Here is a 14303-nt window from a genome sequence, read left to right on the forward strand (position 1 = left end):
CGCTACTGCCGCGTTTCGGACCGATTTCGCCCGGTAGGCCCCGAAACGTCTCATCCGGGTAGTCCCCACTCCTCGAAGCGGTCGAACAGGGCGCTCATCACCGTCGACTCCGCTCGTGAGAGGTGTTCCCACACGGTCGTCGACCCGAGATCGAGCTCCTCCGCGACGTTCTCGACGCCCACCCCGCCGCCGTGGTCGTAGTACCCCGTCGCGATAGCCGTCGCGAGCACCTCGCGCTGCCTGTCGGTGAGCCCGTCGAGGATGCCCGCAGCGGGCAGTTTCGAGGAGCGGTTAAGCGCGGCGAGTTCGACGTTGCGAGCGAGTTCGACGTCGTTTCCGCCGCGTTCGAGTCCGCGGATCAGCGCCGAGAGGTCGTCGTCATCTCCGAGGTACACCGTCCAGCGCTCGATCCCACCGGAGATGGTCGTACCCATTCGGTAGTGGACGCCGAGGTCCGCAAGCCGCTCGCCGATCCCCTCCCAGCCGTCGGTGTCGACGGTAAGCGCGACGTACGCGTGGCCCCCGGCGACCGGCGAGATCGGCTCCGCGGACACCACGGGGTCGGCGCGGCGGAACTCGGTCAGGAACGACTCGATATCGGCGGTCGGCCCCTGAAACTCCACGATCCGCTTTCGCTCCGTACCCGTACCGGTCATCGAGGAGACCGAGTTGAGCGTCACCTCCGGGTGGCGGGCGCTCACCTCCGACTCGGGGCCGCCGCGGTGGCGGACCCGTAACGTCACTTCACGCATGCGTGACCCGAGACCGCGGACGGTGAAACGAGTTCCGACAGCGCGCCAGCGAGGGGGAGAAACGCCCCGCGCGCTTATTGTACCGCGCTGCCAAGGCCGATCCGGATGCCCGACCGACCCTCCAACGGCGGGAGAGAGACGGAGCCTCCGACGGAGTCGGCGTCGCCGACCGTTGACCCCGAGGTCGACGGTTCCGAGGCCGACGGTTCCGAGGCCGACGGTCCCGAGGTCGACGGTCCCGAGGTCGACGACGAGGTACAGCGTCGCCTCCGGGAGGCGTACCTCAACGACGCGGAGCGCGAGCTGATCGCGACCGGTGTGCGGTCGTCGGACGATGAGGTCGTCGTGGAGTTCCGGACCCCGCACGGCGACGCGACCCATACTGAGCGGTTCCCCGCGCCGCGGAACGGCTCGCTGGCGGAGTCGGAGGCGTTCCTCGCGTTCCTCGAAACCGCCGGGGTCTCGCCGCTCGACGTCGACGAGCTCGTCGGCGCTCGGGTGCCGGCGACGTACGAGGGCGGCGAGTGGCGGCTCGACGAGTCGTACCTGTCCGCCGACGCCGAAAACGACGGCGACGCGGGGATCGACGGCGGCGGAGGAACCTCTCTCTCCGGCCCCCGATCGGCGTGGACGAGGGCGAGAGAGTGGCTCTGGACGTACCGCTACTGGCTGTTCGCGGCGATACTCGTCGGCGGCGAGCTGCTGTTCGTGGCGTTCGTCATCGTCCTGTACGCCTGATCTCGCCCGCCGGATGGGAGCGGCGGACGGCGGAGCCGCGCTACTCCTCTTCGAGGATCTCGCCCGCCTCATCGCGCTCGGCCTCCTCCACGTCGGCGCGCTTCCGGACGTCGACCCGGTAGTCGGTGAGGATGTCGCGGCCGAGGAGGAGCGGGTACTCCATGTGGCCGCGGTCCTCGACGCTCGCGGTGACGGTGTGCTGGTTGCCGCCGATACCGATAACGAGGTCGACGACGGGTCGGGCCTTCCCGCCCTTCATGCTGCCCGACTTGACTCGGGTCATGCTCTTGATCGGGCCGGCGCCGATCTCGGCGGCGAGCTGGGTGTCGATGCTGGTCCGGGTCGCGCCCGTGTCCGACTTCGCGAGCGCCTGCGTGGAGCCGGAGGTACCGGTGACGACGACCTCCTCGATGTAGCCGATCTCCGGCTGTTCGGTCGGGGTCGGCTTCGGCATCGGGGCACAGGAGGGCCGCGAATCGTCGAGCGTCGCCGAGATCCGCTCTACGTCGTCGTCGTCGACCTCGCCGTCGACCCTCTCGATCGCGAGCTTCGCGATGTGCGGCGCGGGGCTCGTACCGGTGGCCTCGTACAGCCCCTTGAACCCGGCCGTCGGGTTCACTTCGAGGACGTACCAGCCGTCGTACCCCTCGACGAGGTCGACGCCGGCGTAGTCGAGGTCCATCACGTCGGCCGCGTACAGCGCGGTCTCGGCCGCCTCCTCGGGCATGTCGTCGGTGGCGTCCTCGACCGCACCGCCGAGCGCGACGTTGGTCCGCCAGTCGCCCTCGGGCGCGTAGCGGTACATGGAGCCGATGATCTCGTCGCCGACGATGTACACGCGCAGGTCGCGGTGCTTCTCGTCGTCGCGGTCGATGAGCCGCTGGAGGAACGCCTGCCGGTTCCCCACCTTCGGGTTCACGCGCTCCGTGAGGTCGACCTTCCACGTCCCGCCGCCGTGCGTGCCGATCGCGGTCTTATAAACGCCGACCTCGCCGAAGCGCTCGCGCCCCTCGTTGAGTCGGTCGTTCGATAACGCGAGCAGCGCGTCTGGCACGCGGATGTTCCAGTCGGCGAGCGTCGCCGCGGTCGCGAACTTGTGGATCGACGCGAGCACGGCGTTCGGCTCGTTCAACATCGGTCGGATGCGCTCGAACGTGGTCGCCAGCCCGAGCAGCTCCGCGGGCTGATCCGTGTTCGAGAGCAGCAGCCGGTTCGCGATCACGTCGACGGCGGGCTCCACCGAGACCTCGCCGTCGTCGACGCTGATGGCGGCGTTCTCCTCGCGGAGCCACACCGGCTCGTGGCCGAGGTCCTCGACCGCGTTGCAGATCGCCTTCGTTTCCTTGCTGTTGTGCAGCGACAGCACTCCCACCCGTACCGGGTCCGAACTCATGGAGACACCTGCGCAGGCATTCGTAAAAGGTCGACCGATCGGTGTCGCTCTTCGGCGCACCGACCGGCGGGGCCGGAGCGCGGCCGACCCGCGGGTCGCCATATATATACCCGACGCCGTGCTCCGATTTGGCATGAGCGACGACCGGGTGTTCACCTATAACGGCGGCGCGGTGCCGCCGGGCGAGACGCAGAACATCCGCTACGGCATCAGCGAGACGTACCTCGGCGACCCGGTCCGGATCCCCGTGACGATCGTCAACGGCGAGCGCGACGGCCCCACCGCGTTCCTCACGGCGGCCGCCCACGGAGACGAGCTCAACGGCATCGAGGTCGTCCGCGAGGTCGCCCACGAGTGGGACCTCTCGCGGCTCGCGGGCACGCTCGTCTGCCTCCCCGTGCTCAACGTTCCCGGCTTCATCGCCCAGCAGCGCTACCTCCCCGTCTACGACCGCGACCTGAACCGGTCGTTTCCCGGGAAGGCGGGCTCGACCAGCTCGAAGCGGATGGCCCACCAGATCTACGAGAACTTCATCGCGCCCTGTGACTTCGGGCTCGACTTCCACACCTCCACCCGCGGCCGGACGAACATGCTCCACGTTCGCGGCGACATGACCGACGACGGGGTCCACCGCCTCGCGCTGGCGTTCGGCTCGAAGGTGGTCATCGACAGCGACGGCCCGAGCGGCACCCTCCGGGGCGAGGCGACCGACGACGGGATCCCGACGATCACGATCGAGATGGGCGAGGCCCACCGGTTCCAGCGCCCGCTCATCGACGACGCGCTCGCCGGCGTGCGCTCCGTCTTCGCCGAGTACGGGCTGCTCGACACCGACACGGTGCGCTGGCCCGGTTGGCGGACGATCGTCGCCGGCGCGGGCGAGAAGACGTGGCTCCGCGCCGACTCCGGCGGGATCGTCGACACGCACTTCGAGAGCGGATCGCTCGTCCGCGAGGGCGAGCGGATCGCGACGATCACCAACCCGTTCAAGGAGGACGCGGTGGGTGTCGAGGCGCCGTTCACCGGGCTGCTGATCGGCCTCTTGGAGAATCCGGTCGTCTACCCCGGAAACCCGCTGTGTCACCTCGTCGAGATCGACGAGTCGACGCGGCGCGCGATCGAGACCGGCGACGCGCCGAAGCCGGTGGGACGGCCGAACGCGGCGGACTGAAGGGGGGATCCGCGCGGTTCGCGACCGCGTCCTCGCGATCACGTCCGGTCGAGCCGTCCCCGAAATCCGAGCGCGGCCGCGGCGAGTACGGCGAAGAAGCCGGCGAGGAACGCGACCGGCTGGACCGCGATCCGCTGGGCGACGACGGCGCCCGGCTCTCGCTCGACGGTCCGGGTCCAGAACTCGTAGCGCTCGCCCTCGTACTCGACCACGAGGAGCCCGTCACCGAGTGAGGGACCCGTCGGGTACGACAGCGAGTCGACGCGCTCGTCCGAGTCCTCGACGCCGAACCCGCCATCCGCGGCGAGCGCGCGGTCGAACGCCGCCTGCGCCTCGGGGTCGAGGTCGGCGTAGTCGACCACGCCGTCGGCGGTCTCGTTCCCCTCGTCGGGCGCGTCGATTCCCGCCACGGGCGACCCGTCCTCGACCGGCTGGACGGTGTGGGTGTAGGCGGGGTCGGGCTCGCCGACCGGCACGGGGAGGTACAGCGGGTTCGCCATCAGGAGGACGCCGACGGCGAGGAGGCCGGCGACCGCGAGCCGGGTGCGCATGGGCGGGCTTCGGCGGGGGAGGATTTGAGGTTTTCCGCGGGGCGGCACCGCACACACGGGTGATTACCGACTACTCGATGTCGGGCGCCTTCTCGCCCGCGGGAACGACGATCTCGAGCCAGTTCTCCTCGGGCGGAAGCGGACAGGAGAACGTCTCGCTGTACGCGCAGAAGGGGCTGTACGCGAGGTTGAAGTCGATCGTCACCGCGTCGCCGTCGGCGAGTTCTCCCTCCGGCTCCAGCTCCATGTACCGCCCGTTGCGGTACGTCTGCTGGCCGGTCGTCTTGTCCCGGAAGGGAACGAAGATCGCGCCGTCGTCGCCCTCCTGCCGGTACCCCGCGAGGGTGTGCTCCCCGCCGCCGACCTCGAACGCGAAGGTGACGACCCGGAGGTACCGAACCGGGTTGCTCGCCGTGGTCTCCATCTCGACCGGCTCGGGGTCGTCGTGGACGGTGACGGTCGCCTCGGCCCGGTAGTCGGGGTCGGGCGCGAAGTAGTCGAGCCCGTCGAACTCGTCGCGGTGCTCGGGCGGGATCGGCGACTGCGGGTGCTCGGCGAAGAACTCGTCCTTCTCGCGGCGGTTCGCGCGGAGCCGCTCGGCGTAGTCGTCGCTCATGTCCGTGGGGAGGGCCGCCGGGGGTTTCAGGGTCGCGGTCCGGGGCGAGCGCCCGCGAAGGCGGCCCTCCTGCGCGACTGCCTCAAAACCGGGGCGAACGCCTCACAGCGCCTGCAGGTCGGCCAAACAGTCGTCGAGGTCGCGGGTCGAGGTCGCCAGCGAGAACCCGTCGACGCGGGCGAGGTCGGCGGCGTGGTCCCACAGGTCGCCGTCCTCGATCCCGTGGAGCACGACCGCGTTCGGCGTCGGACTCACGACTCGCAGCGCGACCAGCGGCGACTCGCCGCGGGTGACGCGGGTGAACACGAGCGCGCGGTTCGTCGACTGGCCGTACAGCCGGTAGAACTCCTCGCTCGACAGGCGGGTGATCGCCTCGATCGAGTTGATGACGGTGTGGCCGTTGACGTGGTCCTGCTCGCCGCGCACGATCTCCGTCGCGCCCATCGCCTCGTAGAACTCCTCTAAGGGGACCGCAGTCGAGTACTCCCGGAGGTCGTGGACGATGTCGCTCTCGAAGCCCGCGGAGAGCACGCGCGCATACTGGCGGAGTCGCCCGCCCCCCCGCCGCTCGTCGATGTCCAAGAGCCCCTCGACGGTCCGCCGGACGACGCCGATCCCCGGGCTCTCGCGGCGCCCGCTCTCGTAGTCCGAGACGACCGATGAGGAGACGTCGAGCTGGTCGGCCAGTTCGGTCTGGGAGACGTCGAAGTCGGTCCGCCACTTCCGCAGCGTCGCTCCGGGATCGTCGCTGAGCGTTATCTCGCCGGCGATCCGGCGGGAGAGCTCCTCGCGTGCGTCGCTCATGACCCGATCCGACGACCGAGCGCCGCAAAAGGCTACCGAAAGCGGGGTTCGTCGAACGTCGACAGCGCGGCGGAAGCGAGGCGCCGGACGACGTTACTCCACCGTTAGCGAGTAGACGATGACGCCGAACCCGATCGAGGTCAGCAGGCTGTTGATCGCGATCCCGACGGCCAGACTCGATCCGATGATCTGGTGGGAGACGCCGCCGATCAGCGCCCCGATGGTGACGATGCCGAAGCCGATACCGAGCGCGCGCAGCGAGGGGTTGCCGGTCCGGCCGTACGCCCGGAGCGCGTAGTAGGTGATGCTGCCACCGAGCGCCAGGATGGCGGTCTTTGCGACGATGATGAACAGGTTGATGTACGTATTCATGTTTCCTCGCGCAGCTCCGACCACAGGTCGGCCAGCCGTTCGTCCCGGGTGCGCTCCGGGCGCGTGAACTCGATGTCGAACTCGCGGGCGTCCCCTTCGTCGTCCTCCTCGTCGATCGAGACGGTCACCGTCTCGAACGAGACCGAGTAGCGGGTCGTGTGTTGCCCGTCGCGGCGGATGTCCGTCGACTCCGACAGCAGGGACGCCTCGGTGAGCAGCTCCAACTTCCGGTAGGTCGTCGACAGCGGGATGTCGCACTCCTCCGAGATGTCGCTGGCGGTCTTCGGTTCGGAGAGTGCCGAGACGATCCGCCGTGCGTCGTCGTCTGCTAGGGCGTTCAGCACGGTATCGACCGACGGCGGAGCTTCCTCGCGCGACGGATCCCGCACCATACGTGTTCGTTCGACCCCCGGTACTTAAACCATCGAGCTTCGGACCGGGCCGCGAGCCAGCGGTCCCCCGGATCTCCCGAACATCTTTTCCCCCTCGGCGTCCTCCGAACGCGTCCCGTTTTTGTGTGCGGATGTCGTATCCGGAGGAGATGGACTCGTGGAAGCGACGCGTCATCGGGTACTCAGCCTTCGTCCTCTCCGTGCTGGTCTTCACTGCGGTCGTCTACCGCTACGGGATGCGGGTGTACGAGGGGGACCCGCGCACGATGGTCGAGGCGCTGCGCTTCTCGATCGAGATGTTCACCACTACCGGGTTCGGCGGGGACTCGCCGTGGGAGAGCCAGCAGCTGAACGCCTTTATCGCCGTGATGGACCTCGTCGGCATGGTGCTCCTGATCGGCGCGCTGCCGGTCGTGGTGACGCCGCTCTTAGAGGAGGCCTTCTCGACGACCGCCCCTCGATCGCTGGACGAGGAGATGACCGATCACGTCGTCGTCTGTTCGGACACCTCTCGGTCGGCGGCGCTCATCGAGGAGTTCGACTCCCACGAGATACCGTACGTGATCGTCGAACCGGACGACGGCCGAGCGGTGCGGCTCCACGAGGCGGGCCGGACGGTGATCCGCGCGGACCCGGAGTCCACGGACGGGCTGGCTGCCGCGAATCTCGCCGACGCGCGGGCGCTGATAACGGACGTCTCCGACCAGGTGGACGCGAGCATCGTGCTCGCCGCGAAGGAGCTGTCGCCGGACGTGCGTGTCATCAGCGTCGTGGAGGACTCGGAGCGCGAGCGGTACCACCGGCTCGCCGGCGCGGACGAGGTGCTCTCCCCGCGGTCGCTGCTCGGAGAGAGCCTCGCCGCGAAGGTGACGACCGCCCTCCAGACCGACCTCGGTGAGGCGGTCGCGATCGGTGACTCCCTCCAACTTGCGGAGGTGTCGATCCCGCACGGGAGTTCGCTCGCCGGAACGACGCTGGCTGACAGCCGGCTCCGCGAGCGCGCCGGCGTCAACGTGATCGGAGCGTGGTTCAACGGCGAGTTCGACGCGGCGCCGCCGCCGGACGCGACGCTGTCGGCTGGAACGGTTCTGCTCGTCTCCGGGCGGCCGGACCAGTTGGAGCGTCTCGTCGAGCTGACGAACTCCGACACGCGGCGGTTCGGTGCCGGTGAGACCGTGGTCATCGGGTACGGACATGTCGGCAAAACCGTTGCCGAGACGGTCGCAGACGCGGACCTTCCCGTCACGGTCGTCGACCGAGAGGACGGCGAGGGCGTTGACGTGGTCGGCGACGCGACCGACCCGGAGACGCTGCGCGCCGCCGGTGTCGAGGCGGCGCAGACGGTCATGCTCGCGCTGCCGGACGACACCACGACGGAGTTCACGACGCTCGTGGTCCGCGATCTGGCGCCGAACACGCAGGTGCTCGCTCGGGTCGAGGAGGCCGCGAGCGTCCGCAAGATGCACCGGGCGGGAGCCGACTACGTGCTCTCGCTCGCGACCGTCACCGGGCGGCTGTCCGCTTCGACCGTCATCAGGGACCGCGACGTGCTCTCGCTTAACCAGCAGATCGAGGTCGTCAGGAGCCGTGTCCCGCGGCTCTCCGGGCGGGAGATCGGCCGAGCGAACGTTCGAGAGACGACAGGCTGCACCGTCATCGCGATCGAGCGGGGCGACGAGACAGTGACCGAGATCGGTCCTGACACCCGGATCGAGTCGGACGACGAACTCGTCGTCGTCGGCACCGATGAGGGGATCCGGGAGTTCGAGAGACGGTTCTCCTAACCGGTCGGCGGCGTGAGTCGGGGCCTCCGGCCGCCTTGTCGCCGGTCTTGACGGCCACATCGCCGACACGAGTCGAACGCTTCAAGTATTCGCTGGGTGTTCGTCCCTGTATGAAAGACCAGGGACGCTCCACGCGCAAGCGGACGGGCGGTCGACTCAAGCACGCCTCGAACAAGAAGCGCCACCAGCTCGGCCGCGAGCCCGCCGAGACGACCGTCGGCGAGACGCGCGTCCAGTACATAGACTCCCGCGGCACCGAGAAGAAGGTCCGCGCCCTCTCGACGAACGTCGCGCAGGTCGCCGCCGACGGCGAGGTAAGCGAGGCCGAGATCGAGAACGTCGTCGACAATCCCTCGAACGTCAACTACGCCCGCCGGAACATCATCACCAAGGGCGCCCTCATCGAGACGTCCGCGGGCCGCGCCCGCGTCACCTCCCGCCCCGGCCAGACCGGACAGGTCAACGCGGTCCTCCTCGACTGAACGGCTCCCGTTCGACGACGCCGATCGCTTTCTGAACCTATTTATCCGTTCGAGACGACGAGCCACGCGTGTACCTCGGCGTCGACGAGGCCGGCAAGGGACCCGTTCTCGGACCGATGGCGGCAGCGGCAGTGCTCGCCGACCCGTCGGACCTCCCGGCCGACGTGGACGACTCGAAGCGTCTCTCCTCGAAACGACGCGAGTCGATCGACGCCGCGATCCGGGGAGCCGACGCCGTCGGCGTCGGCGTCGCGTTCGTCGAACCCGCCGAGATCGACCGCCCGGACACGGACATGAACACGCTCACCGTGCGCGGGCAGGCGCGGGCGGTCCGAGCCGCGGTCGACGGCGGCGTCGACATCGACGAACCGATTCGTGTCGTCGCCGACGCGGGCGACACCAGCGAGGCGCGGTTCGCTCGGCGGCTCGGGGAGTTCATCGCGGACCCCGGCTCTGAGGTCGACGCTCCCCCCGCAGTCGACGTGTCGGCCGCCCACGGCGCCGACGAGGAGGACCCCCTCGTCGGCGCCGCGAGCGTCGTCGCGAAAGTGGCCCGCGACGGGCGGATGACGGACATCGACGCCGACTACCCCGCGTACGACGGCGTCGGGAGCGGCTACCCGAGCGACCCGACAACTCGGTCGTTCCTGCGTGCGTACGTCGACGACCACGGGACCGTCCCGGACTGCGCCCGCCGGTCCTGGGCGACCTGCGACGACGTGTTGGCGGCCGCCGAGCAGTCCGGATTGGACGAGTTTTAGCCGAGGCTCGGGGGCTCTCGACGACTTACACCAGTCCGGCAGCCACCGCGCTCACAGCGTTGATGAACGTCTCCCAGACGGAGAAGCCGGCGACGATGGAGAGCACGGTGTCGGCGCCGAAGAAGGCGAACAGCGCCGCGGACGCGAGGTGCGCCCGCCGCATGTCGAAGCGGTGGGCGAAGGTGTGGAAAAAGTACGCGTTCGCGAGGCTGATCGGGATGATCGCCAGCATCTCGCCGACCCAGATGGCGGAGGTCGCGCCGTACTGGACGGCCAGTCCGATCGTCACCAGCTGCGTTTTGTCGCCGAACTCGCCGGTGGCCATGAGTACGAAGATCGGGAGGAACCCTCCGAACGAGCCGGCGTAGCGGTCGAGCGGTCCCGGAAGCGTCACCGACTCCAGCGCGGCGAGCGTCGCGTCGTTCGGTTCCGGTTCGGCGGCTTCCGAGTCGTCGTCGGTGTCGGCGACTCGCCCCTGTTCCCGGTCCGGCATCGATCGGTACAGCAGGTACGCGAAGACGAAGAACAGCGCCGCGGTTACGGCGTCGAGCACGATCCCCGGCAACGCCGACTGCAGGGCCTGGCCGAAGGCGATCTCCACCGCGGTCCAACCGGCGAACGCCGATCCCGCGGCGGCGACGACCACCTTCGGGTCGTACCGCGTCGACAGCGCGGCGATCATGAACTGGACCTTCTCGCCCGGTAACACGGCCAACTGGGCCACGAACGCGACGATCAGTATCTCCGAGTAGGCGGTCATGCGTTCCCCTCTTCCCTCCGCTCGTCGGTCGGGATCGACCGCCCGAGCGCACTCGCCCACGCGACGGCCGTCGTCCCGGTTCGCGGGTCGGTCGAGCCGCTCAGCTCGAGGCGACCGTCGATCGTCATGGTCGAATTAGAGGAGTCTAAACTAATAATTTGTCGACTTTCAACTACCTGCGGCGAACCGAACGGCGCGGCGTTTCTCCCGCGTCGCCTCACCGGACCGTCAGCAGGCGGCGCAGGATGTCGCCGTACGCGGGGCGGGTGATCAGGACGCCGATCAGGACGCCGAGGATGGTGAAGATCGCGAACCCGGACAGGTCGCCGAGCGACAGCACCATCAGCGGCGACATCGCGATGATCGTGGTCGCCGCGGCCGCGCCGATCACCCAGAACGCGCGGCGGAACCGGGAGTCGAACACCTTTCGGGAGTTCACTTCGCCCTCGCTCATCACCTCGTCGGCGATGATCACGAGGTCGTCGACCCCCGTCCCGACGACGGCGATGAACCCGGCGATCACGGCCAACTCGATCGGATAGCTCAACAGCGCGGCGATACCGAGCAGCGCGTACACCTCCGCGAGCGCCGTGACGATCATCGGCAGCGCCACCGCGGGCTCGCGGTAGCGCAGGAACACCATACCGGCGACCGCGAACACCGCGAGGATTCCGGTCACCAGCGAGTAGTTCTTGTAGTTCTCTCCCTGTGACGCCGAGATGGACCGCGAGGTACCCTGTCCGCTGATGTCGAGGTCGGCCGGGAGCGCGCCGGCACGCAGGTTGATGGCGATCCGCTCGGCCTCGCTGAACTCGCTCGTCGTGAGCCGGAATCCGCCGTCGGTGGCCCACGAGCCGCTCGCCATGCTGTCCGCGAGTTCCGGGTCCATCCCGAAGGAGTTGACGACCTCGCCGTCGACGGTGAGCAGGAGGCACGGCTTGCTCACGTCGTCCGGGTTCTCGCTGTAGTCACACCGATCTCGGTTGGAGTTGTACGCCGAGTCGAACCCGCGGTCCGCGACCGCCTGTTGGAAGCTGTGGGCGGGCGACTGCTGCCCCTCCGGCGCGGTGTTCCGAACCGTCACCGGTACGTACGCTCCGGTTCCCCGATCGCTCTGGGCCGCGGAACCGAGCTCCGCGAAGTCGTCCTGCGTCAGCACCTCCTCTTCGACAGCGGTCCCGTTGTCGGTCGGGTACGCGATGTCGATCTGGACGGTCCCGCGTTCTTCGAGCAGGCTGGTCACGCTGCTTCGGTTCTCTCCGGGCACCTCGACGAGGATGAAGTACTCGCCGGTGAGCGACTGGACCTGCTGGACTGTCCCGCCGGAGAGCCCGGTCTGATCGATTTTGTCCTGGATGATCTCCTGTGCGACGTCGCGAGTCTCCTGAGTTACGCCGGAGCGAATGTCATCGTAGGCGTATCCCGAGGCGTCCATTGCCGCCCGGAACTGCGATTCGGTGACCGACGGCTCCGTGACGTCGACCGCGTTCTCCGCGGGCACCGCAGTGATATCGCTCGCCGAGGCGTTCTCAAGCTCGCCCGCGATTGCGCGAGCGACGTCGTCCGGCTGATCGCCGTCGAAGTCGACCTCGGTGGCGGTGTAGCCGACGAGCGGGGCCCGGACTCGGGTCCCGCCCGCCAAGTCCAGCCCGTACTGGAGGTTCGTGACGCCCTGTTGGGCCTCGGAAACGCTCTCGCCGGGGGCAGTCTGGGGACCGAACTGCGGCGCGAAAAGCGCCACCGTCGCGCCGATCACGACGACGACCAGAAGCAGGATCCGCCAGTTGTTCTTGATGGGTTCGAGCATTACTGTTTCACCCCCTCGAACTTGTACCAGCGAAGGAGCGAGACGTTCAGCAGGTACGTGTTCATCAGGTCGGCACAGAGCCCGACGGAGAGGATGATACCGATGTTTCGAAGGAGGTCGACCCCGAACAGCGCAGCGACGATCGCCATGACGATCATCGCCGCCATCGACGTGAGCGTCATCGTGACACCGGTCCGCATCGCGCGGCTCACCGACTCGTAGAAGTCGCCGGTTCGGCGCAACACGGAGTTGTTCAACAGGATGTCGGAGTCGACGCTGTAGCCGATGATCATCAGGAGCGCCGCGATCGTCCCGAGCGTCATCTGGATCCCGAGAAGGTTCATCACCGCGACGGGGACCACCAGGTCGGAGAACGCCGACGCGACGACCGCGAGCGACGGGACGAACGTCCGGAACAGCGCAAAGACAAGGACACTCATCCCGAGGAAGGCGAGCACGACGCCGAATATCGCGGTCCGAGCCGTGTCGGCCGCGAAGCTGGGTGACACCTGATCGATCGCGTTCGTGGACAGCCCGGCCTCCTCGGCCTGCGCGGACAGGTCGTTGGCCAAGCCTTCCGGGTCCTCGTCGGCCGCCCGGAACGTCACCACGTACACGTCGTCCGCGGGGATCGATCGGATCGAGTCGGGCTGCCGATCAAACGCGGTCTCGATCTGCTGTTCTACGTTGCCGCCGTCGTCGGCGATCCGGAGCTCCACGCCGCCCGTGAACTCCAACCCGAGATTCGCCGGCGCCCCCGTGACGAGGTACCACCCGCCGATGATCGCGAGCGCGAGAACGAGGACCGCGAGCGGGATCGCCACGAGCTGCCGGTTCGAGTACTCGGTGTAATTGACCTCCGGTACCTCGATCGCTACCATAAATACCGCTTCCTGCGCGGGCGCGAATAAGCCTTCTTACTCACCCGCGAGCGCGTTCCACCGGGCAGCCCGCACTCGCCTGCGGCCGGCCGCGAGGCGACAGGTCGCGCCCCAATAGCTTAGCCGACGGACGCCGTACCGCGACGCATGGAACCGACCGCCACTCGCGTCGTCCTCTCGTATCCTGAGGGACTCAGCGACTGGGGACGCGATCAGGTCGAGACGGATCGCTATCGGGGCTACTTCACTCGGGTTCTCGACGGTATCGCCGTCGGGGACACGCGCGAGGAGTTCGTCGACGTCGGCTGTTGCGGCGACAGCCTCGACGTGCCGTTCCGCGTCGAACGGATCGAGGTCGACGGCGACCCGGTCGACGCGGCGACCGTGACCGACGCGACGGCGATCGACTACGAGACGCGGTCCGGCGACGTCGACGGCGGCTGGCGCGTTCAGAGCGCGGCCGGGCCGTCGTGTGCGACCGGCGACCGGGAGTGACCCGGACTCCGTCCCGGACCTACGGCATGTACCGTACGCTGACCACGCCCGGCTCCGACCGGACCTCGACGCGGTTCACGCCGAGTCGGGCCGCCCGCGACAGCGTCGTCTCGCGGTCGTCGATGACGTCCGCGACCGCGTCCGCGGTGTCCGCTTCCGGCGGCGTCAACACGTGAACCTCGCCGACGCCCGCGCGCTCCTCGCGAGCGAGTTCGCCGGTCTCCGTCTCGGCCGCGAGCTCGCGCTCGTGGACGGTCGGGGGCTCCTCGCTCTCCTCGATCGAGAGGGACCGCCGGTCGGCGACCTCGACGACCCGATACGTGACCTCCATCGGCGGGTCGGGGGCGACGGTCGCCTCCACGGCGTCGTCGACCGCGAGCCCGGGGTTCGAGCTCAGCGTGTGTACCTGCCCGTCGCGGACGTCTTTCAGCACCGCGGAGTCGCTCTCGACGTGCGTGACGAGGAACGTGCTCTCCTTCTCGTCGGTCATTACCGGTCGTAGGCGGCCGAGCCTTTTCGGGGTTTCGAGCCGCGCTGCTCGCGG

At 68.7% G+C, this 14303-nt stretch carries 18 protein-coding genes; 6 read left to right on the plus strand and 12 right to left on the minus strand.

Going from position 1 to position 14303, the window contains the following annotated elements; all coding sequences use genetic code 11:
* Positions 1–50: 50 nt before the first annotated feature.
* Positions 51–752, minus strand: a complete 702-nt coding sequence (locus FGL94_RS07055) for a helix-turn-helix domain-containing protein (RefSeq protein ID WP_144922650.1) — start codon at positions 750–752, stop codon at positions 51–53.
* A 105-nt stretch (positions 753–857) separates the two neighbouring features.
* Between FGL94_RS07055 and FGL94_RS07060 the strand changes: the two genes are divergently transcribed.
* The gene (locus FGL94_RS07060) at positions 858–1490 is read left to right on the plus strand and encodes a hypothetical protein (protein WP_144922653.1); all 633 of its coding nucleotides are present in this window, start codon (positions 858–860) and stop codon (positions 1488–1490) included.
* A gap of 40 nt (positions 1491–1530) precedes the next feature.
* Here the strand turns inward: FGL94_RS07060 and FGL94_RS07065 are convergent, their stop codons facing one another.
* Positions 1531–2883: a putative ATP-dependent zinc protease gene (locus tag FGL94_RS07065; RefSeq protein WP_186313355.1), complete on the minus strand. Its 1353-nt coding sequence runs from the start codon at positions 2881–2883 to the stop codon at positions 1531–1533.
* Between the two features lie 133 nt (positions 2884–3016).
* On the opposite strand from FGL94_RS07065, the gene FGL94_RS07070 reads away from it, so the two are divergent.
* Positions 3017–4054, plus strand: coding sequence for a succinylglutamate desuccinylase/aspartoacylase family protein (locus FGL94_RS07070; protein WP_144922656.1), 1038 nt, complete (start codon positions 3017–3019; stop codon positions 4052–4054).
* Between the two features lie 38 nt (positions 4055–4092).
* On the opposite strand, the gene FGL94_RS07075 is transcribed toward FGL94_RS07070, so the two are convergent.
* The 5 genes from FGL94_RS07075 to FGL94_RS07095 all read right to left on the minus strand — a co-directional run bounded on the left by FGL94_RS07075 (position 4093) and on the right by FGL94_RS07095 (position 6789).
* Complete coding sequence (locus tag FGL94_RS07075; RefSeq protein ID WP_144922659.1) at positions 4093–4605, minus strand: hypothetical protein; 513 nt, start codon at positions 4603–4605, stop codon at positions 4093–4095.
* Between the two features lie 70 nt (positions 4606–4675).
* Positions 4676–5221 (minus strand): DUF1684 domain-containing protein, encoded by a 546-nt coding sequence (locus tag FGL94_RS07080; protein ID WP_144922661.1) that lies wholly within the window; start codon positions 5219–5221, stop codon positions 4676–4678.
* Positions 5222–5323: 102 nt separating this feature from the next.
* Positions 5324–6025: a helix-turn-helix domain-containing protein gene (locus FGL94_RS07085; protein ID WP_004046634.1), complete on the minus strand. Its 702-nt coding sequence runs from the start codon at positions 6023–6025 to the stop codon at positions 5324–5326.
* 93 nt (positions 6026–6118) lie between these two features.
* The gene (locus FGL94_RS07090; protein WP_144922664.1) at positions 6119–6397 is read right to left on the minus strand and encodes a DUF7521 family protein; all 279 of its coding nucleotides are present in this window, start codon (positions 6395–6397) and stop codon (positions 6119–6121) included.
* Entirely contained in the window at positions 6394–6789 is a 396-nt protein-coding gene (locus tag FGL94_RS07095) for a winged helix-turn-helix domain-containing protein (RefSeq protein ID WP_144922668.1), read from the minus strand. The genes FGL94_RS07090 and FGL94_RS07095 overlap by 4 nt, the downstream gene beginning before the upstream one ends.
* A 149-nt stretch (positions 6790–6938) precedes the next feature.
* Here FGL94_RS07095 and FGL94_RS07100 point away from each other — a divergent pair, with 149 nt between their 5' ends.
* From FGL94_RS07100 to rnhB, 3 genes are all read left to right on the plus strand, one after another.
* A complete protein-coding gene (locus FGL94_RS07100; RefSeq protein WP_144922671.1) occupies positions 6939–8573 on the plus strand; it encodes a potassium channel family protein in 1635 nt (544 codons plus the stop codon).
* Positions 8574–8683: 110 nt separating this feature from the next.
* Positions 8684–9055 (plus strand): 30S ribosomal protein S8e, encoded by a 372-nt coding sequence (locus FGL94_RS07105; RefSeq protein ID WP_144922674.1) that lies wholly within the window; start codon positions 8684–8686, stop codon positions 9053–9055.
* A gap of 68 nt (positions 9056–9123) precedes the next feature.
* On the plus strand, positions 9124–9816 hold the full coding sequence (gene rnhB / locus FGL94_RS07110; RefSeq protein WP_144922677.1) for a ribonuclease HII: 693 nt from the start codon (positions 9124–9126) through the stop codon (positions 9814–9816).
* Between the two features lie 25 nt (positions 9817–9841).
* Here rnhB and FGL94_RS07115 read toward each other — a convergent pair whose 3' ends face one another.
* From FGL94_RS07115 to secF, 4 genes are all read right to left on the minus strand, one after another.
* On the minus strand, positions 9842–10576 hold the full coding sequence (locus FGL94_RS07115) for a TMEM165/GDT1 family protein (protein ID WP_144922680.1): 735 nt from the start codon (positions 10574–10576) through the stop codon (positions 9842–9844).
* Positions 10573–10704: a hypothetical protein gene (locus FGL94_RS18780; protein WP_277752610.1), complete on the minus strand. Its 132-nt coding sequence runs from the start codon at positions 10702–10704 to the stop codon at positions 10573–10575. Before FGL94_RS18780 ends, FGL94_RS07115 begins: the two co-directional genes overlap by 4 nt.
* A gap of 89 nt (positions 10705–10793) precedes the next feature.
* Entirely contained in the window at positions 10794–12383 is a 1590-nt protein-coding gene (locus FGL94_RS07120; protein ID WP_144922683.1) for a preprotein translocase subunit SecD, read from the minus strand.
* Positions 12383–13264 (minus strand): protein translocase subunit SecF, encoded by an 882-nt coding sequence (gene secF / locus FGL94_RS07125; protein WP_144922686.1) that lies wholly within the window; start codon positions 13262–13264, stop codon positions 12383–12385. Before secF ends, FGL94_RS07120 begins: the two co-directional genes overlap by 1 nt.
* A gap of 147 nt (positions 13265–13411) precedes the next feature.
* On the opposite strand from secF, the gene FGL94_RS07130 reads away from it, so the two are divergent.
* Positions 13412–13759 (plus strand): hypothetical protein, encoded by a 348-nt coding sequence (locus FGL94_RS07130; protein ID WP_144922689.1) that lies wholly within the window; start codon positions 13412–13414, stop codon positions 13757–13759.
* Positions 13760–13778: 19 nt separating this feature from the next.
* On the opposite strand, the gene FGL94_RS07135 is transcribed toward FGL94_RS07130, so the two are convergent.
* Positions 13779–14249, minus strand: coding sequence for a DUF5812 family protein (locus FGL94_RS07135; RefSeq protein ID WP_144922692.1), 471 nt, complete (start codon positions 14247–14249; stop codon positions 13779–13781).
* Between the last annotated feature and the right edge of the window lie 54 nt (positions 14250–14303).

This window comes from Halorubrum salsamenti, assembly GCF_007671685.1.
GTDB classification, from domain to species: domain Archaea; phylum Halobacteriota; class Halobacteria; order Halobacteriales; family Haloferacaceae; genus Halorubrum; species Halorubrum salsamenti.